General features: G+C 54.3%; 20 protein-coding genes and 1 tRNA gene. 8 read left to right on the top strand and 13 right to left on the bottom strand.

The window, feature by feature from the left end; genetic code table 11:
• Window positions 1-15: 15 nt before the first annotated feature.
• From ACR0IO_RS18745 to ACR0IO_RS18735, 3 genes are all read right to left on the bottom strand, one after another.
• Entirely contained in the window at window positions 16-1,413 is a 1,398-nt protein-coding gene (locus ACR0IO_RS18745; RefSeq protein WP_480743600.1) for an FAD-binding oxidoreductase, read from the bottom strand.
• 89 nt (window positions 1,414-1,502) lie between these two features.
• Window positions 1,503-3,296 carry a gamma-glutamyltransferase gene (ggt, locus tag ACR0IO_RS18740; RefSeq protein ID WP_480743598.1) on the bottom strand — a complete coding sequence of 598 codons (1,794 nt, stop codon included), beginning with the start codon at window positions 3,294-3,296 and terminating at the stop codon, window positions 1,503-1,505.
• A 146-nt stretch (window positions 3,297-3,442) separates the two neighbouring features.
• A complete protein-coding gene (locus ACR0IO_RS18735; protein WP_170335475.1) occupies window positions 3,443-4,429 on the bottom strand; it encodes a 2-hydroxyacid dehydrogenase in 987 nt (328 codons plus the stop codon).
• 138 nt (window positions 4,430-4,567) lie between these two features.
• Here ACR0IO_RS18735 and ACR0IO_RS18730 point away from each other — a divergent pair, with 138 nt between their 5' ends.
• On the top strand, window positions 4,568-5,089 hold the full coding sequence (locus ACR0IO_RS18730; protein WP_209016277.1) for an SH3 domain-containing protein: 522 nt from the start codon (window positions 4,568-4,570) through the stop codon (window positions 5,087-5,089).
• A 34-nt stretch (window positions 5,090-5,123) separates the two neighbouring features.
• On the opposite strand, the gene ACR0IO_RS18725 is transcribed toward ACR0IO_RS18730, so the two are convergent.
• Together ACR0IO_RS18725 and ACR0IO_RS18720 are read right to left on the bottom strand one after the other, a co-directional pair.
• Window positions 5,124-5,624 carry a ferritin gene (locus tag ACR0IO_RS18725; RefSeq protein WP_155148046.1) on the bottom strand — a complete coding sequence of 167 codons (501 nt, stop codon included), beginning with the start codon at window positions 5,622-5,624 and terminating at the stop codon, window positions 5,124-5,126.
• Between the two features lie 147 nt (window positions 5,625-5,771).
• On the bottom strand, window positions 5,772-6,680 hold the full coding sequence (locus tag ACR0IO_RS18720) for a haloalkane dehalogenase (RefSeq protein WP_480743593.1): 909 nt from the start codon (window positions 6,678-6,680) through the stop codon (window positions 5,772-5,774).
• A gap of 86 nt (window positions 6,681-6,766) precedes the next feature.
• Here ACR0IO_RS18720 and ACR0IO_RS18715 point away from each other — a divergent pair, with 86 nt between their 5' ends.
• Together ACR0IO_RS18715 and ACR0IO_RS18710 are read left to right on the top strand one after the other, a co-directional pair.
• The gene (locus tag ACR0IO_RS18715; RefSeq protein WP_480743591.1) at window positions 6,767-7,756 is read left to right on the top strand and encodes an NADPH:quinone reductase; all 990 of its coding nucleotides are present in this window, start codon (window positions 6,767-6,769) and stop codon (window positions 7,754-7,756) included.
• 91 nt (window positions 7,757-7,847) lie between these two features.
• A tRNA-Gln gene (locus ACR0IO_RS18710) sits at window positions 7,848-7,922 on the top strand.
• Window positions 7,923-8,105: 183 nt separating this feature from the next.
• Here ACR0IO_RS18710 and ACR0IO_RS18705 read toward each other — a convergent pair.
• The 3 genes from ACR0IO_RS18705 to ACR0IO_RS18695 are packed head-to-tail and all read right to left on the bottom strand — an operon-like array spanning window position 8,106 to window position 10,410.
• Window positions 8,106-9,734 carry a recombinase family protein gene (locus ACR0IO_RS18705; protein WP_480743589.1) on the bottom strand — a complete coding sequence of 543 codons (1,629 nt, stop codon included), beginning with the start codon at window positions 9,732-9,734 and terminating at the stop codon, window positions 8,106-8,108.
• Window positions 9,734-10,150, bottom strand: coding sequence for a DUF2924 domain-containing protein (locus ACR0IO_RS18700; protein ID WP_480743586.1), 417 nt, complete (start codon window positions 10,148-10,150; stop codon window positions 9,734-9,736). The genes ACR0IO_RS18705 and ACR0IO_RS18700 overlap by 1 nt, the downstream gene beginning before the upstream one ends.
• A gap of 5 nt (window positions 10,151-10,155) precedes the next feature.
• Complete coding sequence (locus ACR0IO_RS18695; RefSeq protein ID WP_480743584.1) at window positions 10,156-10,410, bottom strand: DUF3489 domain-containing protein; 255 nt, start codon at window positions 10,408-10,410, stop codon at window positions 10,156-10,158.
• A 217-nt stretch (window positions 10,411-10,627) separates the two neighbouring features.
• Here ACR0IO_RS18695 and ACR0IO_RS18690 point away from each other — a divergent pair, with 217 nt between their 5' ends.
• Entirely contained in the window at window positions 10,628-12,013 is a 1,386-nt protein-coding gene (locus tag ACR0IO_RS18690) for an IS1182 family transposase (RefSeq protein WP_480743582.1), read from the top strand.
• Between the two features lie 116 nt (window positions 12,014-12,129).
• Here the strand turns inward: ACR0IO_RS18690 and ACR0IO_RS18685 are convergent, their stop codons facing one another.
• A complete protein-coding gene (locus ACR0IO_RS18685; RefSeq protein WP_480743580.1) occupies window positions 12,130-12,930 on the bottom strand; it encodes a hypothetical protein in 801 nt (266 codons plus the stop codon).
• A 148-nt stretch (window positions 12,931-13,078) separates the two neighbouring features.
• Here ACR0IO_RS18685 and ACR0IO_RS18680 point away from each other — a divergent pair, with 148 nt between their 5' ends.
• Window positions 13,079-14,119: a thymidylate synthase gene (locus ACR0IO_RS18680; protein ID WP_480743578.1), complete on the top strand. Its 1,041-nt coding sequence runs from the start codon at window positions 13,079-13,081 to the stop codon at window positions 14,117-14,119.
• 11 nt (window positions 14,120-14,130) lie between these two features.
• Window positions 14,131-15,069 carry an alpha-glutamyl/putrescinyl thymine pyrophosphorylase clade 3 protein gene (locus tag ACR0IO_RS18675; protein WP_480743576.1) on the top strand — a complete coding sequence of 313 codons (939 nt, stop codon included), beginning with the start codon at window positions 14,131-14,133 and terminating at the stop codon, window positions 15,067-15,069.
• On the opposite strand, the gene ACR0IO_RS18670 is transcribed toward ACR0IO_RS18675, so the two are convergent.
• Both ACR0IO_RS18670 and ACR0IO_RS18665 read right to left on the bottom strand, forming a co-directional pair.
• Window positions 15,048-16,172 (bottom strand): ImmA/IrrE family metallo-endopeptidase, encoded by a 1,125-nt coding sequence (locus ACR0IO_RS18670; RefSeq protein ID WP_480743574.1) that lies wholly within the window; start codon window positions 16,170-16,172, stop codon window positions 15,048-15,050. The genes ACR0IO_RS18675 and ACR0IO_RS18670 overlap by 22 nt on opposite strands.
• A gap of 629 nt (window positions 16,173-16,801) precedes the next feature.
• A complete protein-coding gene (locus tag ACR0IO_RS18665) occupies window positions 16,802-18,265 on the bottom strand; it encodes a S1 family peptidase (protein ID WP_480743572.1) in 1,464 nt (487 codons plus the stop codon).
• Window positions 18,266-18,668: 403 nt separating this feature from the next.
• On the opposite strand from ACR0IO_RS18665, the gene ACR0IO_RS18660 reads away from it, so the two are divergent.
• Together ACR0IO_RS18660 and ACR0IO_RS18655 are read left to right on the top strand one after the other, a co-directional pair.
• Window positions 18,669-19,709 carry a hypothetical protein gene (locus ACR0IO_RS18660; protein WP_480743570.1) on the top strand — a complete coding sequence of 347 codons (1,041 nt, stop codon included), beginning with the start codon at window positions 18,669-18,671 and terminating at the stop codon, window positions 19,707-19,709.
• Window positions 19,710-20,120: 411 nt separating this feature from the next.
• The gene (locus ACR0IO_RS18655; protein WP_480743566.1) at window positions 20,121-21,467 is read left to right on the top strand and encodes an MvaI/BcnI family restriction endonuclease; all 1,347 of its coding nucleotides are present in this window, start codon (window positions 20,121-20,123) and stop codon (window positions 21,465-21,467) included.
• Here the strand turns inward: ACR0IO_RS18655 and ACR0IO_RS18650 are convergent.
• Both ACR0IO_RS18650 and dcm read right to left on the bottom strand, forming a co-directional pair.
• Complete coding sequence (locus ACR0IO_RS18650; protein ID WP_480743564.1) at window positions 21,440-21,967, bottom strand: very short patch repair endonuclease; 528 nt, start codon at window positions 21,965-21,967, stop codon at window positions 21,440-21,442. The two genes, ACR0IO_RS18655 and ACR0IO_RS18650, sit on opposite strands and share 28 nt — an antisense overlap.
• Window positions 21,912-23,144, bottom strand: a complete 1,233-nt coding sequence (dcm, locus tag ACR0IO_RS18645; protein ID WP_480743561.1) for a DNA (cytosine-5-)-methyltransferase — start codon at window positions 23,142-23,144, stop codon at window positions 21,912-21,914. Before dcm ends, ACR0IO_RS18650 begins: the two co-directional genes overlap by 56 nt.
• Window positions 23,145-23,157: the final 13 nt, after the last annotated feature.

The following is a 23,157-nucleotide window of genomic DNA, read 5'->3' as shown; positions in this document are numbered from 1 at the left end:
GCGGTGCTGTCGAAGCTACAGAATCTTCCCAGGGTTCATTATATTGTTGGGGTCCAGAGCTGCTTTGATGGCCACCATGTAGTCAGTGGCTGCTCCCAGCTCCTTGACCAGGTAAGGGCGTTTGCCCTGACCGATACCGTGCTCGCCTGTGCAGGTGCCTTCCATCGAAATGGCCAGATCGTTCAGCCAGCCGACGAACTGGTCAGCCTTGGCAACTTCGTCCGCGTTGTCCATGTCGATCAGCAGCAAAGTATGAAAATTTCCATCCCCAACATGCCCGACAATTGGTGCAAGCAAACCAAGCTCTTCTGCCTTATCCTGTGCGGCGGTCACGCATTCTGCCAGTCGCGAGATTGGAACACAGACATCCGTGGAAATTCCGCGGGCGCCCGGGCGCAGTTGTAAGCAGGCCCAGTACATGTCGTGACGCGCCTGCCACAGTTTGTTGCGTTCCTCAGTGGTCGTGGTTGAGGCGAAATCTGTACCGCCAAACTCTTCGGCAATTTGACCAAAGGTTGCAGCTTGTTCAGCGGCGCCCGTCTCAGACCCATGAAACTCGAGCAGTAGCAACGGAGTTTCGGGCAGATCCAGACCGGAATATGCATTCGCTGCCCGGACTGACATTTCGTCAAGCAGTTCAATTCTCGCGACCGGAATACCGTATTGGATCGTCATCATAACCGCCTGACAGGCGGTATCGACGGTTGGGAATGAACAACGGGCCGAACTGATCGCTTCTGGAATGCCCTGCAGACGCAAAGTGAGTTCAGTGATGATCCCAAGCGTACCTTCGGCCCCGATCAGAAGTCGGGTCAGGTCATATCCTGCCGATGACTTCTTGGCCCTTTGACCCGTCCGTATGATCTGCCCATCCGGCATGACGGCTTCCAGGCTAAGGATGTTGTCTTTCATCGTTCCATAGCGCACCGCATTGGTGCCTGATGCGCGGGTCGCGGCCATTCCACCCAGCGATGCATTCGCTCCGGGATCAATGGGGAAAAACAAGCCCTGATCACGCAAATGCGTATTCAGATCTTCGCGCGTTACACCGGGCTGGACGACACAATCAAGATCGCTGGCGTTGACGGCCAGCACCTTGTTCATTTGGCTCAAATCAATCGATACGCCACCCGCGGGCGCATTAACATGCCCCTCCAGCGATGTACCTGTCCCGAATGGAATGACCGGCACCTTGTGCGCGGCACAGGTTTTGACGATTTCAGAAACTTCTTCAGTCGAGTGCGGAAACACCACCGCATCCGGGCTTTGATTTTCGATCCATGTTGTGGTGTGGCCATGCTGTTCCCGGATGGCTGCGCCGGTTTGCAAGCGATCCCCAAACCTTTGCTTCAGAATACCAACGGCCGTTTCAATTCCGGACTCGTTGCGTGGCATAGCAGTGGCTTGCACCATGACATCCTCCCCTACCCGAACTTACGGGCCATTCAGCACATGACTAAAAGGCCCGCATGGTTGGGGCAATACCCACAAATCCGGATGCTTTATTCGCCCAGCGCGATACCTTCGCGCCTGTGGTCAGCGGCCCCTTTCAGTCCATCTGAGATCTCAATGGCGTGAAGGCCCGAGGTCAGGTCGCGTGCGTTGACCTCGAAACCCAGTTCAGTCAGCACATCTGAATAACCTTCGGCCGCAGTTCCCACTTCGACATCGTAAGTTCCGAAACGATTTACCAGATGGGGGTGCGACAAGGCCTGCTGGACATTCATACCCCAATCCGCCCAGGCGATGATCGACTTGGCGACATAGCCAATTATGCGGCTGCCACCCGGCGATCCAATGGCCAACACTGGTGCACCATCCTTCATCACAATGGTTGGGCTCATCGAAGATCTTGGGCGCTTGCCCGGCTCCAGCCGGTTCGCAATTGGAACACCGTCTCTATGTGTCTTGAACGAAAAATCGGTCAGTTCGTTGTTCAGCAGAAAACCGTTGGTCATGAGCCGTGAGCCAAATCCGTTTTCAATCGTCGTCGTCATTGAAAGGACGTTGCCATAGGAATCCACGATCGAGATATGCGAGGTTGATGGCAGCTCCAACGAGATATCGTCGGCCCAGTTCGACGCATGGTCGAATTCAGGGTTTCCCGGGGCAACCTTGGATAACGCCGCGTTGTCTTTCAACAATGCGGCCCGCTCTGCCAGATACTCCGAATCCACTAACCCGTCTGTCGGCATGGGAACAAAATCACTGTCAGCCATGTATCGGCCACGGTCGGCAAAGGCGAGACGAGAGGCATCTCCGATCAGGCGCCAAGCCTCGTGACTGTCTGGACCCATCGCGGACAAGTCATAGTTGTTGAGCATCCCAAGTATCTGTCCAACGGTCAAGGCGCCTGACGAAGGGGGGCCCATGCCACAGACATCGAACTCACGGTATTCGGCGCAAACGGGCTCGCGTTCGATAACTTGATAAAGCGCCAAATCGACGCCAGAAAGCACGCCGGGATTTCCCGGTGCGTTTCGCACAGTGCTTACGATGTCAGACGCGATGTCTCCACCATAGAAACCAGCACTGCCTTCGGCAGCCAAAGTGCGAAGGGTCTCGGCGTAAGCCGGGTTCATCAGGCGCTGCCCCTGCGAGAGGGGTTCGCCGCCGGGCAAGAAATACTCAGCGGTCACCGGAAAACGTGACAGGCGCTCGGCATCGTTCTCGACCAGACTTGCCAAACGTGGTGAAACAAGGAAGCCCTCATCCGCTAGCCGAATGCCATCATCGAACAGCGAAGGCCAAGGGCTGCGTCCCCATTGACGATGCGCCGTTTCCATCAAGGCAGGTGTGCCTGGCGTGCCGACCGAGAGCCCGCCAACTACGGCGTCAAAAAATTTCAGCGGCTCTCCGTTTTCGTCCTGAAACAAGGTCGGAGTCGCCGCCAGCGGAGCGGTTTCACGCCCATCCAGCGTCGTCAGCTCGCCACTCGCAGCATCATACCAGACCAGAAATGCCCCACCCCCAAGACCCGAGGATTGTGGCTCAACCAGCCCCAACACGACCTGTACCGCGACCATTGCATCTGCTGCGGTGCCACCTGCACGCAATACCTTTGCCCCGGCTTCGACGGCCAATGGGTTTGCGGCCGCAACCATCCAGTTCTCGGATGTAACTGGTTCACCAGCTGCCTTTGCCTCGAGCGCTGCAATAACTTCTTCGGTCAAGGCTTGAACCTGTCCTTCGGACGCACCTTCGGGCGCGACGGCATCAGCAGTTTCCTGAGCGATTGCAGGTGCGGAAATTACCGCCGCTGAGAGGAGTAGAAATGAAAGTCGACTGAAACGCATGATTTCCTCCAATTCAATTTTTGCTTTCAACAGTGTATGCCCCGACGAAGCGTCACAACCATAAGATGCAATGCGCGCGTGCGAAGGCAAATTTCCGCCACATGAAAAAACCCGGCCTCATCGTTGAACGAGACCGGGCGAAAAATTCATATCATCGAAGGCACAACCTGATCCGGCGGTCGGTGGCCATCTTCGAAGGTTTTGATGTTGATGATGACCTTCTCACCCATCTCAATCCGCCCCTCCAGCGTGGCCGAACCCATATGGGGCAGCAGCACGACATTTGGCAGCTGGCGCAAACGTGGGTTCACATTGGTCCCATGCTCGTAGACGTCCAGCCCTGCTCCGGCGATCTCACCCGCGCGGATCATGCGCGTCAGGGCGTTTTCATCCACCACTTCGCCGCGTGACGTATTCACAATGACAGCCGACGGCTTCATCAGCTTGAGCCTGCGTGCGTTCATCAAATGAAAGGTTGATGGCGTCGACGGACAATTGACCGAGATCACATCCATTCGTGCGACCATCTGATCGAGACTGTCCCAGTAGGTCGCTTCCAGCTCTTCCTCAACCTCGGGGCGCAATCTGCGACGATTGTGGTAATGCACCTGCATACCAAACGCCTTGGCACGACGAGCCACAGCCTGCCCGATCCTTCCCATGCCCAAAATCCCCAGACGACGACCGCCAATTCTGCCGCCAAGCAGAGCGGTAGGTGCCCATCCGGACCAGTCGCCCTTTTGCATAACGCCAAGACCTTCGGGAATGCGGCGCGTCACGGCCAAGATCAACGCCATTGTCATATCGGCAGTATCGTCAGTCAAAACACCCGGGGTGTTCGAAACCAAAATCCCACGTTGGCGCGCAGTTGCGACATCGATATTGTCGACCCCTGCCCCGTAATTGGCGATCAGCCGCAGATTTTCACCCGCCTGCCCCAGCAAGCCACCATCGATCGTATCGGTCACTGTCGGAACCAGCACATCCGCTTCCTGCACGGCAGAGACGAGCTCTTCTCGGGTCATGGGCGTGTCATTATCCCGCAACCGAACATCAAAAAGTTCGCTCAGGCGAGTTTCCACCGCTTCCGGCAACCGTCGCGTAACGACAACACTCAGACGTTCTCTTGGCACCTCAGCCCTCCTACTGCTTTGCAAACAGTCGCGCGCCATGGCATCGTGGCGCAGGAACAGGCGGGGCACAAGAACCCCACGTGCATTGACGCAACCTTTTTTCGAAACACAATAAACAGGCATAAGAGCAGGCCAGCAGTGAGTGCTATTTTTTCGGTGAAACGCCAAGGTTTGGCGGCCCTGACCGCATTTATTGTCGCGTTCGGCACATTTGCCGCCAACGCGGAAGAAAAGCGTGGTCCTGTCACCAATCTGCCTTTGCCACGGTTTGTCTCGATGAAAGCCGCAGAAGGCAACGTGCGTCGGGGGCCGTCACTGACCCACAGAATCGATTGGGTTTTCAAACGGCGCGGAATGCCCCTGCAGATCACGGCCGAATATGGGAACTGGCGTAAGGTTCAGGACCGTGATGGCGCAGGGGGGTGGGTTCACTATGCGCTGCTGTCCGGCGTCCGCACTGTTCTGATCGAATCCGACATGCTGCCTGTCTATGCCAGCCCGGATACGAAATCCCAGATCAACGCCCATTTCGAGACCGGAGTTGTGGCACGCTTGGGAACCTGCTCAATCGATTGGTGCCGGGTTTCCGCGGGTGGCTATCGCGGCTGGACACTAAAGGCCAACCTTTGGGGCGTTGATGCGGCTGAAATCCGCGAATGAAGACGGCGCCTTTGTGACGCCGCCATTTTAGTCGCTATTCTTCGCTGCCACGCTTTCCCAATTCCTGATCAAGCAAAAGCAGATTCCAACGATCACCATTGGCCGCCTTTACCCGGTCGAGGATTGACGTAAACAGATCTTCTTCTTCGATTTGCTCGGCAAGAAACCAGTTCAGCATGTTCTGAGTGCTGTATTCCTTGACCTCATGCGCCAGTTCAAACAGCGCGTTGATCTGACCGGTCACGGTTATTTCATTCGCCAGCGCATGTTCCAATGCTTCAACCGGAGACGCGTAGTCGGTTTGTGGCTTGGAAATTCCATCCAGCTCGATGCGCCCGCCTCGCTTTGCGATGAAGTCAAAAATCCGCATTGCGTGCTCGCCCTCTTCAGCAGAATGCCCTCTGAACCATTGGGCGAAACCGGGCAAGTCCTGCGCCTCGAAATAGGCTGCCATTGCGAGGTAAGTGTAAGATGCATGAAGCTCGTTGTTGATTTGAATATTCAGCGCTTCTGCGACTTTCGCATTCATTTTCATCTGCCGCTCCTACATGACAGGTTATCGTCTACTAAACAGCTAGGCGTTCCGGACATCGAACACAACAGCAGGAGAGTATTTTATTGTTAATTTACATAATATTACACCCAAATCGATGCAACTGAAAAGCACTCGCATCTGGGTCGCTCACCGCGTTCTTCGAATAAAATCGCAGGCGAGTTTAGCCAGCTCCGGACCGACATCTTCCTGAAGAAAATGTCCGGCGTTCGACAATACAACATGTGGCTGTCCCTCGGCCCCCGGACACAGTTTTTGAAACACCTGGTCAATTCCAGCCATTATCTTGTCGTCTGCACCAAATGCCGTCAGGATCGGCGTTTGCAAAGATCGAATGACGCTCCAGGCCTTTCGGTTCGGTTCAGCCGAAGGATCATCCGGCCGATCAGGAACCAACATGGGAAACTGCCGTGCACCGGCTTTGAAGGTATCGTCAGGAAATGGTGCATCATATGCAGCAACCTCTGCATCCGTCAGTTTTGATACTGTGCCACCAAACACGATCCGCCCTGCGCGAAAATCCGGTACGTCCTGACTGAACTGGCGCCATGCGGCAAAAGCTTCTCCCAACGGCTGATCGCCGGTCGGTAATGCTGTGTTCGCAACAACCACACGCGCAAATCGTTCTGGCATCTCAGCCCACAGGCGCAGCCCGATCAAACCACCCCAATCCTGACAAACCAGAGTTATGCCCTGCAGATCCAGTTTGCGCAGCACCTCACCCATCCAGAACACGTGGCGCTCATAGGTATAGTCGCTGCGCTGTGTGGGCTTGTCCGACTTACCGAAACCAACCAAATCCGGGGCAATCACGCGATGGCCATCGCTCACGATATGAGGGACCATGTGGCGATATAGATAGGACCAGCTGGGCTCTCCATGCATGAGCAGAACCGGGGCAGCCTCATCAGACCCTTCATCCAGATAGTGCACCCTCAAACTGCCACCTTCGGTGTCATCAATTTGAATGTAGTTCGGGGCAAAATCGTAATCGGGCAAACCTGCAAAGCATTCATCTGGTGTGCGCAGCGTTTTCATAATTTTCCCTCCCTGATAGCGCAAAGACTAGCATCCAATTGTTCCGACAGTAGAGTGAACGTCACGACACAAGGGATGAGGAATTCATGAAAGCCGTCACATACACCGCATTTGGCCCGGCAGCAGACGTCCTGAACGTTCAGGAGATTGAGGCTCGTTCTCCGGCCCCCGGTGAAGTGACCGTTGATCTTGCATACTCCGGTGTGAACCCCTCGGATGTCAAAGCCCGTGCTGGTGCGCGACCGGGCGTCACCAAGCCTCCTTTTCCGGTTGTTGTCCCCCATAGCGACGGCTCCGGCATAATCTCAGCGGTTGGTGACGGCGTCGACAACTCTCGCATCGGACAGCGCGTCTGGATCTGGAATGGCCAGTGGCAACGTGCATTCGGAACCGCAGCCACACAAATCACATTGCCTGCTGAACAGGTGGTCGATCTACCCGACCCGGTCTCGCTACAAACAGGTGCGATACTTGGAATCCCGGGGCTGACTGCCAGTCACACAGTGTTTTCAGGAGGTGAAATCGAAGGACAGACCCTACTAATCCACGGCGGCGCAGGCACCGTCGGCTTTCTCGCCGTCCAACTGGCGAAATGGGGCGGCGCACGAGTCATCTCGACCGCCAGTCCGCGCAATTTCGATCGGGTCAAAGATGCCGGTGCGGATATCGTACTTGACTACAATGCGCCGGACCTACCCGAGCAAATCATTGCTGCGAATAACGGTCAGCTGGTCAATCGAATCGTCGATGTCGAATTTGGCCAGAATGTTGAAACCAACACAGCGGTCGTTGCCGAAAACGGGCGGATCAATGCCTTTGGCTCAGCTCAGGAAATGTCCCCTAAGCTGCCCTTCTATCCCCTGATGTTCAAATCAGTAACGCTGGAAATGGTACTGGTATACTGGTTGACTTCTGAAGTTCGCGCGGCGGCGGCTCTAAGACTGAACAAAGCACTCGCGGCAAATGCACTGCATTGTCCTATTCAGGGCGTATATTCTTTAGAGGATTGCGCCCTGGCTCATCAGGCGGTCGAAGCTGGAAAACGCTCTGGGGCGGTACTGATCGAGACAATCTGAACCGTCCTAAAAATAATTTCAGATCACCACACTTTTTTACAGGAAAGCTCTTGCACCCCTCAGACAACAATCGTAGATAGCCGCTCACCGATGGGGTGTAGCCAAGTGGTAAGGCAGCGGTTTTTGGTACCGTGTATCGTAGGTTCGAATCCTACCACCCCAGCCATGATTTTCCTTAAAATCACGCACTGAATATTTGGTCGCCTATTACCGCGTGTTTTCAGCAGGTTATCATTCGGTTATTCCAGCTGAGACCCGAGTTTATGTGCAATAGAGGTCGATTTCGGGCCGCAGTCTCAGTTCGCGATTCCGGCGGTACGAGTTTGGTGACTTTGGGAGAGTCTGTTGATCAGAGCGCAGCGAACTGTTTGTGCTGATCTGACCAGATGGCCGCGAAGCCGGACTTGATCAGGTAATCCGTGGTCAGGCCGTCAGGCTGTTCACCTGCAGCGATGGCCTCCAGCACATCAGGCGCCAGCATTGCCAGATCGATCACATCCTGAACACGGCGTTTGGAAGTACCTTCTTCTTCTGCGATTTCAGAAAACGTTCTGCCACCAATGATCATCACCAGCCATCGACGCGCCTTGAGGATGTTAAGGACAAGTGTTTGATCGACCTCAGGAGGTGCATCTCCAAGATGCAGTTTCAGCTCAACACCTCGGCGGCGCATCCCGAAAGGCGCTTCGATCGTTAGTTCTTCGGCATCGACCTGATCTGCTCTGCAGGCGATCATTTGAGCCAGTGACTGGAGATCCAGCAGCACGGTCAGTGACCCCTGTTGCAGATCTGCCCGTGCAATCAGGCCGAGGCACTTCCTGACGGACTGGCAATCTCTGAGATGCTCCGCTGCCGAAGCAATTTCAACCGCTGACAAGTCCCTTGCCATTGATGCCACCGCATTCGGTCGGCTCAGATGTTGTCTGACCACTTCGGCCAATACGCTTTCAAGCTGTTCTGCCGGCAGTCGCCACGCATCCGGATGCTTCTGACTGCGCTCAGTCACCAGGCGCGAGGAGATGTAGTAACGCAACCGCTTGCCGTTCTTCTGGCTATGGCTGGGCGTCAGCCGATCTCCGATTTCATCAAAAAGCTTTCCTGCCAATAGGGACCGCTTTGCTTTCTGCTTTACTCCGCGCTCCCTTGCCGCCCCATCCGTCAACAGCTGCTGCACCTGCTCCCACACTTCCGGGTCGATGATGGCAGGGTGCTGCCCCTCAAAGACCTGACCCTTATGTCGGATGCGGCCGGCATAGATAGGATTGCTAAGCAAATGATGGATGTGTCCCCGGTCAAATGGCTTACCACCTGTCACGCGTCCGCCCGGGCGTTCCCGTCTTCGCGATCGGAGCTCCAGTGCCTCCGCCTGCTCTTTCACATCAAGAATGGTCTGATGCTCCAGATAGAGATCGTAGAGCGCCCTGATGATCTCAGCTTCTTCTTCATCGATTTTCAACGTTCGGCCATCCGCCTGATACCCGAGTGGAACATTCCCGCCCATCCACAGACCCTTGCGTTTCGAGGCTGCGATCTTGTCACGGATGCGTTCAGCGGTGACTTCCCGTTCAAACTGAGCAAAACTGAGCAACACGTTGAGTGTCAGGCGCCCCATACTGGTAGACGTATTGAAGGACTGGGTAACAGACACGAAAGACGCATCTGCCGCATCAAGGCGTTCGACCAGCTTTGCGAAGTCAGCAAGCGAACGCGTCAGCCGGTCGATCTTGTAGACTACAATCTGATCAACACGATTATCATCTACAGCCTGCATCAGCCCCTGCAGCGCCGGGCGGTCAAGATGACCGCCCGAGATACCGCCATCGTCATAGTAATCCGGCAGAAGTTCCCAACCCTCGTGCTTTTGGCTGGCAACATAAGATTCGCAGGCTTCCCGCTGGGCATCCAGCGAATTGAAGTCCTGCTCCAGCCCCTCCTCCGAGCTTTTCCTCGTGTAGATGGCGCAGCGGATACGTCGCATCACTGAACCCCGAAGAAGCGTGGACCTGACCAGTGCGCTCCGGTGATGTGTTTTGCAATGGCTGACAGGGAGCGCCACGTTTTGCTATCCATAACGAAACCGCCCTCGACCACTTCAACCTGATAGGTGCGTCCGTTCCATTCCCGCACCAGATGGGATCCCGGTTTCAGAGTAGCTGGCGGTGTTTTTCCCAACGCGATTTGATGCAGTCGGCGTTCTGTCTTCGCAGACAACCCGCCCAGTTCCCGGTTCTGTAGTTCCCAGATCAACACTCGCTTCATGAACTGTGGAGACAGGTATTTTGGTGGGGGCCGACCGAACACTTCCCGCCATCGATCAAGGCACCCGGGGCGATCCAAGTGTTCAATGTCACAGAATACCTTCGCAAGGTCACGATCCGCGCGAGTGGCATCCATGGCGATCAAACCTCCTTCACGATCCGATAGACCGAACCTTTGTCAAATCCTGATCGCTCAACAGTATGTCCCGCCTTGCGCATCATCGAAATCGCTGCACGCGCGGAATGCGGTTGCCAGCCAAACGCCTTCTGAATCTGCGCAATCGTGGCACCAGACTTGCGGGACAGCAGTTTCTGCAACTGTTGCTGACGCGTCAGGTTGTTTCGGGCAGGTTTGGAGGGCGATGTTTTGATTTCTGTATCAGATGAAGTTGTCATTGATATCTCCACTTGGCGGACACAGGCTGATCCTGTGCCCTGTACTAAGTGGAGCCCGGCTGTTCCGGGCGAATCTTGACCGTCGTCAGTACCGCTTCCGAACGGTCCAAAGTCCAGTTGTTCACTGCAAAAATGGGCTTATTTTGTTGAAAAACTCTCCCTTGATCGGTGCATGAACTGCTGATTCAATTCTTCCAATGGGTGGGAGGATTGAGCGATGTTGGGACCGAGGCAGGAAGCGCAATCGTCGCTGTTCTATGAGTTCTCATTGGAGAACCACGTTCCCCAAGATCACTTGCTTCGGTCGATTGATCGCTTTGTCGATTTGAGCAGCATTCGAGTGCATCTCGCGGATTTCTACAGCCACACTGGTCGTCCGTCGGTCGATCCTGAACTGCTGATCCGTATGCTGCTGGTCGGCTATTGCTTCGGCATCCGCTCTGAGCGACGGCTGTGCGAAGAGGTGCATCTGAACCTGGCATATCGATGGTTCTGCCGCCTCGATCTGACCGACCGTATCCCGGATCATTCCACGTTTTCCAAGAACCGACACGGGCGTTTCCGGGAGAGTGAGCTTCTGCGTCATCTGTTTGAAACGACTGTCGCGCGGTGCATCGAAGAAGGTCTGGTCAGCGGTCAGCGCATGGCAATCGATGCCAGCTTGATCGAAGCCGATGCAAACAAACAAAACTCAACGCCAAAGGAAGAATGGGATGCATCAACCATCGATCCAGAAGATGCGCCGCGCGCGGTCCGCGAATATCTCGACACTCTGGATGAGGCGGCTTTCGGAGCTGCGAGCGAGGTGCAGCCCAAGTTCACCTCGCATTCTGACCCTGCCAGCCAATGGACTGCAGTCCGCAAAGGTCCTGCTTTCTTCAGCTATTCCGACAACTACCTGATCGACACCGACCATGGGGTGATAGTCGACGTGGAAGGCACCAGATCAATCCGGCAGGCAGAGGTCGGATCGACCAAGACGATGCTGGACCGCGTGAAAGCGAAGTTCGATCTAAACCCGGAGCGTCTGATCGCGGACACCGCCTATGGCACCGGGCCGCTCTTGGGCTGGCTTGTCGACCGCAACATCGCCCCGCACATTCCGGTCTTCGACAAGCCCGGGCGCAACGATGGCACCTGGACGCGGGCGGACTTCGAGTGGGATGCAGAAAACGATCAGTACATTTGCCCTGAGGGCCAGGAACTCAAGCAGTTCCGCCGCAACTATTCTGACCCAAACCGAGGGCCAACTGACAAGGGCACGGCCCGCTACCGCGCCCTGAAAGACGTTTGCCAGGCCTGTCCATCAAAAGCCAAATGCTGCCCTAATGCCGATGCGCGCAAAATCACCCGCGAAGAGCACGAAGACGCTCGCCAGGTCGCCCGCGAGATCGCCAAAACCCGCCAATACGACATCTCGATGAAACTCAGAAAGAAGGTCGAGATGCTCTTTGCCCACCTCAAACGCATCCTCGGTCTGGGACGGCTCCGATTACGCGGACCATGTGGTGCCAATGACGAATTCCTCCTCGCCGCCACCGCCCAAAACCTCCGCAAATTGGCCAAGATCATTCCTGCACCGCAGCAAACTCGCAAAGCCTGAGCAGAAAGGCGCTCGCGCTCTGTTCAGCGCATCACTTTCTGCGTCAGCAACACGTTGTTTTTCAACAGAATCGGCGGAGAGCTGACCTTGGCCGCGAGTGCAAAGCGAACAGTTTATTAAGGAGAAAGCGGACGTTCGGTCCCAAACTGCTGAAAGTAATCGTCAGACCACCCCTCGGCGGCATTCAAGGCTGTTATCATATGGTGCCCTTGCCATGTGGCTGCACCAGTCATCCTTCGTAGTAGCTCGCTTACTTTTTCTTCGTCTGGGCCTCTATCCTCAGGTTGCCCAAAGATGAAAAAGGTTCCCAGAGCATTTGGGTGAACGAACTCGCTCAACGTGTCATAGTTCTTCATCGCAGAAATCCTGCTAACAAGGTCTTGGATTTCCAGTCCTGATGACTTGACCTCGTCTAACGCGTTAAAAAAACCTTTCGTTACAGGATATTTGGTCCAGAGGTATTCAACATAGGTATGGTCTAGTTTGTCGAGGTGCCTCATAGCATCCATGACGTGAACGCGCTTGGCGATGCCCCCGCCGTCGACCGGTCCGCCGAGGAACTGAGCAACTCGCCCTTCAAAAGCTTCAAGGTCGCCCTTCTGCGTCATTCGAGACACCTCATGCACAAAAAAGGCTGCCATGCCGACAGTCTCAATCTGTGCTCTCGCAAGGATGGCCGCGCTTACTACCCTATTCTCCTCAAGTAGTCGGCCAGCTGAATCGGCTAAGTCAATAAATCGCCTACAGAATGATCTTTTCATTTCCTCTATTGAAAATAGTTGGGTCCCGCGAGGATCAGATTTGAACTCGATTGGCCGATCACCCCATTCCTTTATTTCGCAGTAGACATTGTTTAGGCGCCACGACCTCAGCTCTTCCACTCTCTCGATAATTTTCTTGATTTCAATTGCGGTCATAGTTTTCTCCGTTGCGCCGCTTGTGGATTAAGTTCAGGAAACCGCTCGGCTAACCCCTTGAACTTTCCCGAGACAACGTCGAAATTCAACCAAAAGGTGAGGTTGAGCGAAGTTGTTTCACGCGAGCGAAGACAGCCTAGATGATCTGATGAGGGCTGTCTTCAAGCAGCTTCTCAACGGGCGTGGGAATTTTGAAGTCGACTCAAACAAGGGAAGAAGCACCGAGGTTTTTGGCGCGCTCTTAGAACTAAAAAACCCGCGGGCGCGGCTAAGCCGATCATTTTCAAAGGCCAAAGCTTTTAGCCCAATTGGCGAGTTTTTCTGGTATCTAGCGGGCAGTGATAGCGTCGATTTCATCAAACACTACATCCCCAATTATCCAAAACTGATAAAAGACGAAGTCACTGCAAACGGGGCCTACGGACCGCGAATTTTTGGAAAAGGGGCACTAGAAAAGCGTGACGGAGTTAGCGAGTGGGATCGGGTGATCCGTACTTTGCGTGAGCGAGAAGGCTCGCGCAACGCACTTATACAAATTTACGCCAACTCCGATGCAAGGCCCAAGAACGGCGACAAGCCTTGCACCTGTACCATTCAATTTGCGGTTAGGAATGGGCAGTTGATGATGCACACGCATATGCGTTCCAATGACGCATTCTTCGGCCTCCCGCACGACATCTTCACATTCACTATGCTTCAAGAGGTTGCAGCTCGTGAACTTGGCTTTGGGTTGGGTAAGTACACCCATTCTGTAACAAGCCTACACCTATACCATGACTGTGAGGCAACTGAGGATCGCCTAGCGAACACTTCGACATCTGGTGCCGAAGCATACTACAGAGAGGGTTTCCATGATTTCTCGCCAATGCCTGAAATGCCATCAGGAAACCCATGGCCGAGCATCGATAAGGTAAAGAGAGCGGAGCAGGAAATTCGATCTGGCAACATAGGTTACGTTGTTCCAACTGACCTTGACGCATACTGGCGAGATTTCATTGAACTCTTCAGAATTCATAAGATGTTTGAGGAAATGAAGAAACGCGGAGATGGCCTCAGAACCGAGAGGCCCGAGCTACGTAGAGTTGTGAATATCATGAAGGATATTTCACCGACCTATCGAATCTACATCCTTGGTAGGCTCGAAAGAAAAAAATCTCCCGTTAGGGATCTATTTGAAAATTTGAGCTGAGGCGGCGGCAAATGAACGGCATCCACAAAGACAGAATAGATGAAATTCTCGGAAAGATCGGCCAGATCGAAGCGCAATTTGGTCCACTTCCGAGTATTGCGAGTGCTCAGCGGAGACGTTGCTGGGCACAACAAATCGTGTCCAGCCTACGCCGAATTTCATATACTGACTTGTTGTTGATGCGTGCCGTGAACGCGGGCAGGTGTGATCCGCATTCTGGAATTTTCGACCCAATACGAGGGGCGCTTCACTTTCAACGAGGTGGACAGTTGGACGAAGCAGTATGGATAACATTCGTCCTCACTCATTTCGGTAAACATGCGGTAGACGAATGGAAGCTCGCTGCAAATGTCTATGGATCGTTCGGTGCAGGACCAGTTTGGACATTCGCTCAATATGCTGCGAACCCGGCAGGCTTCGAAAACATGTTGGGCGTGAACTCTGCTGGCTTGGCCGACGCCAGCATTTCCGGTAGTTTTTCTAACCACCGCAAATTCCAAAGCAAGAAACCACTCGCAATAGCCAAGACGTTTCGAACATACTATGAGTGGCAATCCGAGCTCGGTGGCTTTCGCGAACGAATGATCGCGACACATGCAAGTGTGGGTCAGGAGCCGCAGGCCGCTTTCGATGCTCTCTACAAATCCATGAAGGGGGTATTTGGGTTTGGGGGTGGTCGCCTCGGCAGGTTTGACTTCCTTACGATGCTCGGCAAACTTCAGCTTGCTCCGATTACACCCGGTAGCGTCTACTTGGACAAGGCAACAGGACCGCTTGCTGGGGCACGGCTACTGTTTTTTAACAACCGAGATCACAATATCACCGGCAGAGCCTTGGAGCCGCGTGTTGATGCCTTGGACGAGATTCTCGGGGTAGGCAAGCAAGTGATCGAGGATAGCCTTTGCAACTGGCAAAAAAGCCCGAATGCCTACGTGTATTTCCGAGGTTGAGAAAGGACAGGAAGTATTGTGTTGTCGCTCCATTTGTACCGGCGCTTAAGATCGTTAAACTGGTGTGGTTGGAGCGCCCCAGATTTCTGAAGCTGCCCGACAACAATGCCCGGTGTCACCCCAGCTTTTCGCGCGATCCTACGTGCATGTGGACGAGTCGGTATGGCATTTAGCATCTCGTCTCGTAGATCAGCTGCGACAAGCGCATCTTGAGCGAAAATATCAGCTTCATCTTCGACTGCGGACACACCTAAAGGCGACGGGTCGCTGCCATCTACCGAAATGTGGTCAGTGCCATGAAGAACTACGTGCGCAGCTTCGTGAAAAAAGGTAAACCAGAAATGGTCCTCACTCAGATATCGGAAACTTAGTAAAATAATAGGGTTGCCCTTGGCCGACGTCCAAGTGGCACCGCTTGCTCGACAACCTGTCGGTGCCTTCGAACTAACAAGACCAACGCCGTGTTCGGCGCAAGCTTGCTGAAGTTTTGGAAAGAACAACTCAGGGCGCTTGAGTGCGCACAACTTCTTCAATTCAGGCAAACGGTTTTTGAAGTCGTTCGCAGAAAACCTCGCGAGAGCCAAGCTTTCGGATTGAACCTCACCGACGCGCAGCCAAGCCAATGTTGCCATTTCATCAGTTTCAAACGCAAAAGACGTTCGAAACGCAACTTGGCCTATCCCAGATGAGTAGCGCTCATTCCAACCTTGGATGCTGTCGCACCCAAAAAAATCTAGTATGTCTTTGGATAACCGCTCACCGCGAGAGCCCTTCGGCAGCCAGCCTAGTTGCCGCAATGCTTTGGCGGGAAAAGACTGCCCCCATGTGGAAAGCGTCTCTGTTTGAGCAGAACCAGCAATGCGCTCTTTGTCGTCAAGAAATTGATTGTAACGCTCGATCCAGAACTGGCGCGATGCACCGAGTTCGTTGGATAGTGCGTCTGCAATCTCATCGCAAATTTGGGTTCTGCCGTCCATGATGCCAGAGAGCACGTCTTCTTCGAACCCTATGCGTTCGGCCAAGTCGTGCACAGACAGATTGCCTGCGGTAGCCAGTCGAGAGATCGTGTCACCCGGTGGGGAAGCCCAGTCTGGTTCAAACATTAAGTCAATATCTCCCCGCCAATCTTTAGAGCCTCTAGTTGGATTCTATGAGAATCTTTCCAAGCTTCGTCCCCGGCGCCGCGTGCAGCTATCACTGTTTTCAGCGTACAACCAGACGATACGAACCAGTCTAATTCGAAACTGTCTCCTACTCTGGTGGCCGAAATTGGACCCATCGGTACATCCCCGGCAAAGATGGCCGCTCTAAAGTCCGCCACCAAACCAATGAAGGCTTGACCGTTTTCACTTCCGAGGTGACGGTAAGCCTTCTTGGGTTCTGTCGCTAAGTCTCTCATGAGTTTGCTCGAAAATGTCGGTTCCAAGGACCCAGCATCCTAACAATTGCACAAAATAGGGCCTTGGTGGATGGGCGCCGTACCTTATCTTCCCAATGGTCATACATAGGGTAGATGCTATTCAGCCTCGCCACAAAAGTCACGCGCCAACTGCTATTTCTGACAACACCGACTTAGAAGCAAGAGAAGTTCGGCGGAGTTATGAACGTCTGTTGTTGGGAATGCAGCGGCAGCATTTGGTAGATCTAATGAATGACTGCGAAGGGCCGCATCAGAACGTAGAGCAGGCGGCAGATACCGTTCGTTTGCGGCGCTATGGACTGCCCTTTACTACTATTTCTTCCGATGACGCACCCCAAGCCAAATGAGATTGAATGAACTGAATGCTTCGGTGGCAAGCTTAAAGTTCATTTCTGCCTGAAACACGCATCGTTGTATAAGCTCCAAATCGACATTGTCTGCATGCCCCTGCGCCAACATAAATCTATCGCTGAACGAATTGTCGAGTGTGTCATAGGCCCGCTGGGGCATAGAGGCAGTCCATGCAACGGTGCGAAGATGAAAATAGCAGCGCAATTTCAGGAGACCGCTGCCCTCGTCACGGATGGAAATAATTTCAAAGTCCTCGAGCCCCTCCAACACCTCCGCCGTGACCTGCGAAATACTATCTAGAAAGCGTGCCGGAACGTCGCCTGCTTTAAGGAAGGACAAACATGCTGCAAGTGGAAGTGCCAAGAGTTCGGCTTCAGCTGCCTGCTCGACGAATTCTTCAAGTTGTTCATCATACCTCTCTGCAAAACCTTCCACTTTGGCTGAAGTGAACCTGTGCGGGTCCTTCGGAAGCGCTTCATCATTGGCAAAATAGGATTTCGATTGCTCAAAAAGGTCGCTCTCTTCCTCGGAGAATTTAATAATCACATCCCCCCAAGGCTTATTTTGAACTTCGCCCAAAACCCGCGCGGCCCGCAGCTTTGACGCGCCTATCAAGCTGATTTCTTCACAGCGTTCAAAAAGACCCGGTGGTGTATCAACTGTTGTTCTAAGCACGTCCCAGATTAACGTGACATAGGAAGGCCCGCCTTCCCAGGATGATGACACGATTCCAATCAATTCGCCCTTATCATTCAAAACCGGCCCACCGCTCATTCCGCCGAGTGTGTCCATGTCTACTTCGATGCAAGGCGAAGGCATGCGCTCGCCGCGCCCATAGGGAAACGCCCCTGACACGCGACCTGAAGATACAAAGGGCGTGACTAACGGGATATTTTCCGAAATGGCCTGATGACGGAAACCAAAGGCCCAGAGGCGTTGCCCGATGAGCGGCAATGCCACTCGCATGGGCGTCAGCATGAGCGGTTCCTCCGGTATGGCATCCGAGTTTAGGGTGCAGCTAACAAGGGAAATGTCAGAGACGACGCTATGGTTAGGATCATATTTGCTCTGGCCGCTCACTGTTGTTGACGCGTATGGCAACCATACGCGAGGGCCCTTAGGTAAAAAGCTCATACACACCGGACCAAACCCTAACCCTCTGAACTCATCCAAAACATGAGTGGCCGTCAGCAACAGTCCTCGGGCAACCATTACACCGCTTCCGATGACGGTGGTGCCTGCTGGGGTTTCTTTGCTGATCGCAACAAGCGACGAGCCCGCTTCATGCATACTACCCATGGGGCCGAGCCCATCCTCGGCACTATATTGCGGGGTGCGCCAAGAAAGTGCCAGATTTGCTATCTTCGGATTTGTATCGATTATGGGAGCTGAATATGTTTGGCCGTCGCTTTCGGTGCCTGTCATTGAGAAATCCAATTTTGGGGTTAATTTGCGAACCCATTAAAATGCGTAGCCGCTGGTGTTTCAGTCAACCAAAGGCTGATCCAAGTTTCAATAGTGGATGGCCACTTAGGTCTGCGGTGCTGACTTGGGTTCCAATTGAAATGCTGCACCGTGGACGAATGTCAGCTAAGTGAGCTGCTAACGCAGCATCCGAACATCACACTCAATGTCGGCTAAGGGCCGATAAAGCTATCAAACAAGCCACTGCCCACCAAGCTGCTGTCCTTCGAGTTCTCGGAACCAGATGAGGTGAGTGTTGTCGGCAGAAATCACAGGAACACTGCAGACTTGATCGGTGGCGCGGTCCACTCATAATGGGACAAATTGATTAACACATTGATACGCAAATTGCCAGGGAGGAACCATGCCGCGTTTTAATCCCCAAGAATTCATCACGCTGCTGTCCCAAGAGCTTCCAGCTTGCGAACTGCTTGATCGAACATCGCTCGATCAGCATCTATGGACGAAGTTGGCGCTGACTACTGCAGCGGAAAGCTTGCCCCTCCAGATATTCGCTGGAGATGGGGAACGATGGGTACCAAGGGGGGAGGGACCTGTCAGCGACGAGGATGCCAAGCGGATCTGGGAAGCGCTACTTTGCGCGTTGCCTCTCGAGCCCACAGCGGATTTGGATGGTGGCATGGCCGCGTCGTCGCAGGGCAGTTGGGGAGCCGGTTCGAGCGGTGGCGGTGGGGCTATGGCCCTCCCGAAGGCGTTCCCCTTCGAGGCTTTGGTGCGGCAAGCAATCGCTGGTGCCCGCCAAGAGATCAGGAAGCTTGCTAGCCGGCTAAGCCGAAACGGCAAAAACCCGAGGCGGCAGCTTCAATTGAGGAAACAAATCCTCCGGGACGTGATGGTGCTGAAGGCGGATAGAGCTGGTCAAGTCGAGCTGTCTCACCAGATAAATAAACAGTTGGCGCAGGTCGAGTATCTTCTGAATGGGCCGCCAGAGAACATCGAGCAGGCAAAGGTGGTCGTGGAAGCCTGCAAGAAGGCACATCAGCGGGCGACCCAAATGGGAGCACCCGTGGGTGTAGAGTCCGGAACCTGGCAGGCAATCGGTCGCCTCTCGGCGGTCGTCACCCTCGTCATGGCACTCAATTCTTGCATTCTCGCACCTGTAGATCAGAAAGACTGCGAAATCCCGGAGCAACCGTTCATCATTCAGGTGCAGAAAGAGAACCCATGGGTCAGCTCTTCGGTCAACATCGAGAGCCAAACTCTCAAAGTGCATGTTGGGCCATTCCTTGAATCAACCACGATCGACAGGCTCCCCATCGGTCATCCTGTCGAAGTGAAGAAGGGTACCGAGGAGAATGGTCTGGTGCTGGTCCGCTACCGGAACATCGATGGGAGGGATCTCTCGGGCTACGTGGCGATCGTGCATCTCAATCAAACCTGGTGACTGGTTTCCCACGGCGGTTTGGTGCGCCGCGGTCTCTGCAGGTTAGGCGATCTGGTGAGCTGGTCCTAACGACACTACGATTGGCCAAGGAAACCGTTGCCGCAATCGCTCACGGTGGCCCCAATAATGCGGGCGTTTTGCCCCGTCATCACCCTTCACCAAGCCGCCACCAGCTGCGTTCTTTGGCGACAGTCGGTTTCGGTAAGCATAACTGGGTGCGTGAGCCGGTTCGGTGATTGCCTCAGGTGGCGGCGTTCGTGCTTCCAGGTCCTTAAGCCCCTGCATCGCGTCCTCTGAAAAGCCGTTCTGCCCGTCGTATTTGACCAACCTGCCGAACCTCTTTTTGTCCCGGCCTATAAGGGCCGCTACCACCCATTGTGCTCGATACGACCATTACGCTAGTTTCCGCGCATGGGCATTTCATCAATCGATCAGTTTCGAAACCTTTTCAGTGATGCAGACGTTGACCGGATTTACGTCAAGATTCTTGCTCCTAAACAGGACAACGATAAAAACCAGATAGTTCTTGCCAGCCAGCTTGAAGGGCTGGTGAACGCTTTTCCCGTGCGCGAAATCCGCCTGCGCAAACCAAGCAGCAGCACTAAGAAGAGCAACTCTTCCGCAGGTCGTCCGATCACTGAGGCGCATCTCAACTTCTTCTGGCTCGATGCAGATGGTAGCCGATATCACGCACCCAATACGAAACTGATCGAGTATTTCCAGTATCCGGAAGCCCGGTTGTCAGGGTTCTTGAAAGGACGAGAATGGGCGCCTGAAGCCATTTGGAGATCTAAACAAGCGAAGTTCGGAAAACGCATCCTGGGCCTCGGAGCCAATCGGGCGGGCGAAATCTTCGGATTACTTCTGACCGAACGTGATGACTCGGTCGTAGCGGATTTCCCCAAACTCGCACCCTCGGGAATATCAGGTGTCCTTGGCATCCTGAATGTCACAGGCGATGCAACAGTAACTCCCCAGGAACAGCTGACCCGCGAGCTTCGGGGGATTGTCGCTGCCGGGTGGCACCCGTCTGTCAGAAACAAGGGTGGTACCATCGTTCCGTTCAAAGGAAACCAGGGCGCCGGATACACGCTGGAGGCACTGCTCGGCGTCGAGACCAACGCGCTAAAAGAACCCGATGCGTATGGCCATGAAATCAAGTCCTTCAGAGGTGACAAAATCAGCCTGATGACACCGACAGCGGATATGGGCGCTGAAGGCGATCTTACCTTTCGCGATTTCATGATGACTTACGGCTGGGAAGGAAAAAAGGGAGACGGCTCTCACCGCTTCACTGGCGTGCATCGCGCGGGTAAACGGAGCAACTCGACCGGATACCTTCTTGGGGTCTCAGGGTTTAACCCTGTTAGCGGTGAGTTCGACGACAACCCGGATGAGATCTTTGTTGGAATTTCAGATCCGGACACCGGGAGACTGATTGGCGGTTGGTCTCTCGAAAAACTTGCTAATTCCTGGAACACTAAACACGCGCTGGCAGCCTATGTGCCTGCCGGGTTCCGTAAGGATCCTGATAGAGGGGGCGATCAATACTGCTTCGACGCACCATGGTTCATGTGTGAAGGTACCGATGTCTGGCGTCTGCTGCGCGCGATCGCATCTGGTCTGGTTTACTATGACCCCGCCCACACAATCTACGCAGACGGGAGCGCGAAGGTCCGGCCGCAATGGCGGATCGGGACATCGCGCCTGGAAGCGGCGTTGCGGGAACTTTATGCGAGAGTGTCAGTGGTCTCCTGATCCTGACCTTCGATCATACAATCTGCTGCATCCCCCTCGAGCCATTCGCTAAGGCAATCGAGGACGTGTGCCGACTGAAGGCGGCGTTTCCCTTTCAGTGCACATTCCCAAACAACACCGACGCGCCAGCCTGATGCTTTCAGAGCAGCCAGGTTCCTCTGATCCCGTTCCGCGTTCCCGCCGATTTTGTCCCGCCAGAACTCTTCGCGCGTTTTCGGCCACTTGAACAGCGGACATTGATGACCATGCCAGAAGCACCCGTTTACAAATATTACGGCCTGATATTTTGGCAGCACCAGATCCGGCCGACCCGGCAGTTTGCGGCCGTGCAGGCGATAGCGGAATCCCCGGGCATGAAGCCCGCGCCGGATGATCAGTTCCGGTTTGGTATCCGCACCTCGGATAGCCGCCATGTTGCGGCTGCGGGTTTGGCGGTCGTGTACGTCAGCCAGCTTTGCGAACAGGTACCTTCCCCTGCCCTTCCAGGATTGCTCGGACATGCGGCTCCATAATCCGGGCCACTTCGGCAAATACCGGCACAGCGACTGAGTTCCCGAACTGCTTATAGGCCTGGGTGTCAGAAACCGGGATCCGGAAATCTTCCGGATACCCCATCAGGCGGGCACATTCGCGCGGTGTGAGCCTGCGAGGATTATTGCCTTCACCCCGGCTCACAAGAATTTCGGATCCGTCCTTGTAGTACCGTGCAGACAGAGTTCGGGCGATGCTGTCGCCATCCACCAGACCAAAGCCAAACCCGTTGCCTTTGGCTTTGTGTTTCGCGGCATAGTCCTGAAGGTATTTCCAGAGCTTATCAGTAAGAGTGTATTTGTCGCTAACGATCGCGTCGTTGCCCAGAGTGTAGTGCTCTTCCGGGTTTTCAATGCCGTTTTCCGGATGCAGGATATCCCGCATCCGGCGCTCCCGATGGGGCGGCAATAGAACATCATCAAAGCTGAACGGTACGTTTTCGCGGAAGCCGACAATGACAATCCGCTCCCGGTGCTGAGGTACAAAATGGGCAGCATCAATGACCCTAGGCTCAGGCACATGATAACCTAGTTCATCACGGAGTTTCCGCATGATGACCTCAAAGGTCCGGCCCTTGTCGTGGCTGCGCAGGTTTTTCACGTTTTCCAGCATGAAGGCTGCCGGACGGTGATGTTTCAGGATCCGCAGCACATCGAAGAATAGTGTGCCCTGGGTCTCGTCATCAAATCCGTGTGCACGGCCAAGTGCGTTCTTTTTCGAAACGCCGGCAATCGAAAACGGCTGGCAGGGAAACCCGGCGACCAGAACGTCATGTTCCGGGATCTCTTCGGCCTCGATTTGAGTGATGTCGCCCGCGATGAGGCGGTTATCCGCGAAATTGGCGTCGTAGGTTTGCTGAGCGTATTTGTCCCATTCCGACGTAAAAACGCAGCGCCCGCCCACGCTCTCCATCGCCTTTCTCAGGCCGCCGATACCGGCAAACAGGTCAATGAAAGAAAATGCCGCGCCGGAGGTATACGGCTGGCGCGCTTCGGCTTCCATCCGCAACAGGTTCATGACCCCCTCGCGCGGGGTTTCCTCTCCACGTTTCCAGCGGTAGATGTGACTTTCAGAATAACCCAGGATTTCCGCAGCTTCAGAAACCGAATGCCCGGTTTTCTGCAACAACAATTCAAATTCGGTCATTCTGCTTGCCCTC

The sequence above is a fragment of the Ruegeria sp. CE12 genome, assembly GCF_056537525.1.
Note: the sequence above shows the minus strand (reverse complement) of the source record. Positions and strands in the feature narration are given on the sequence as shown.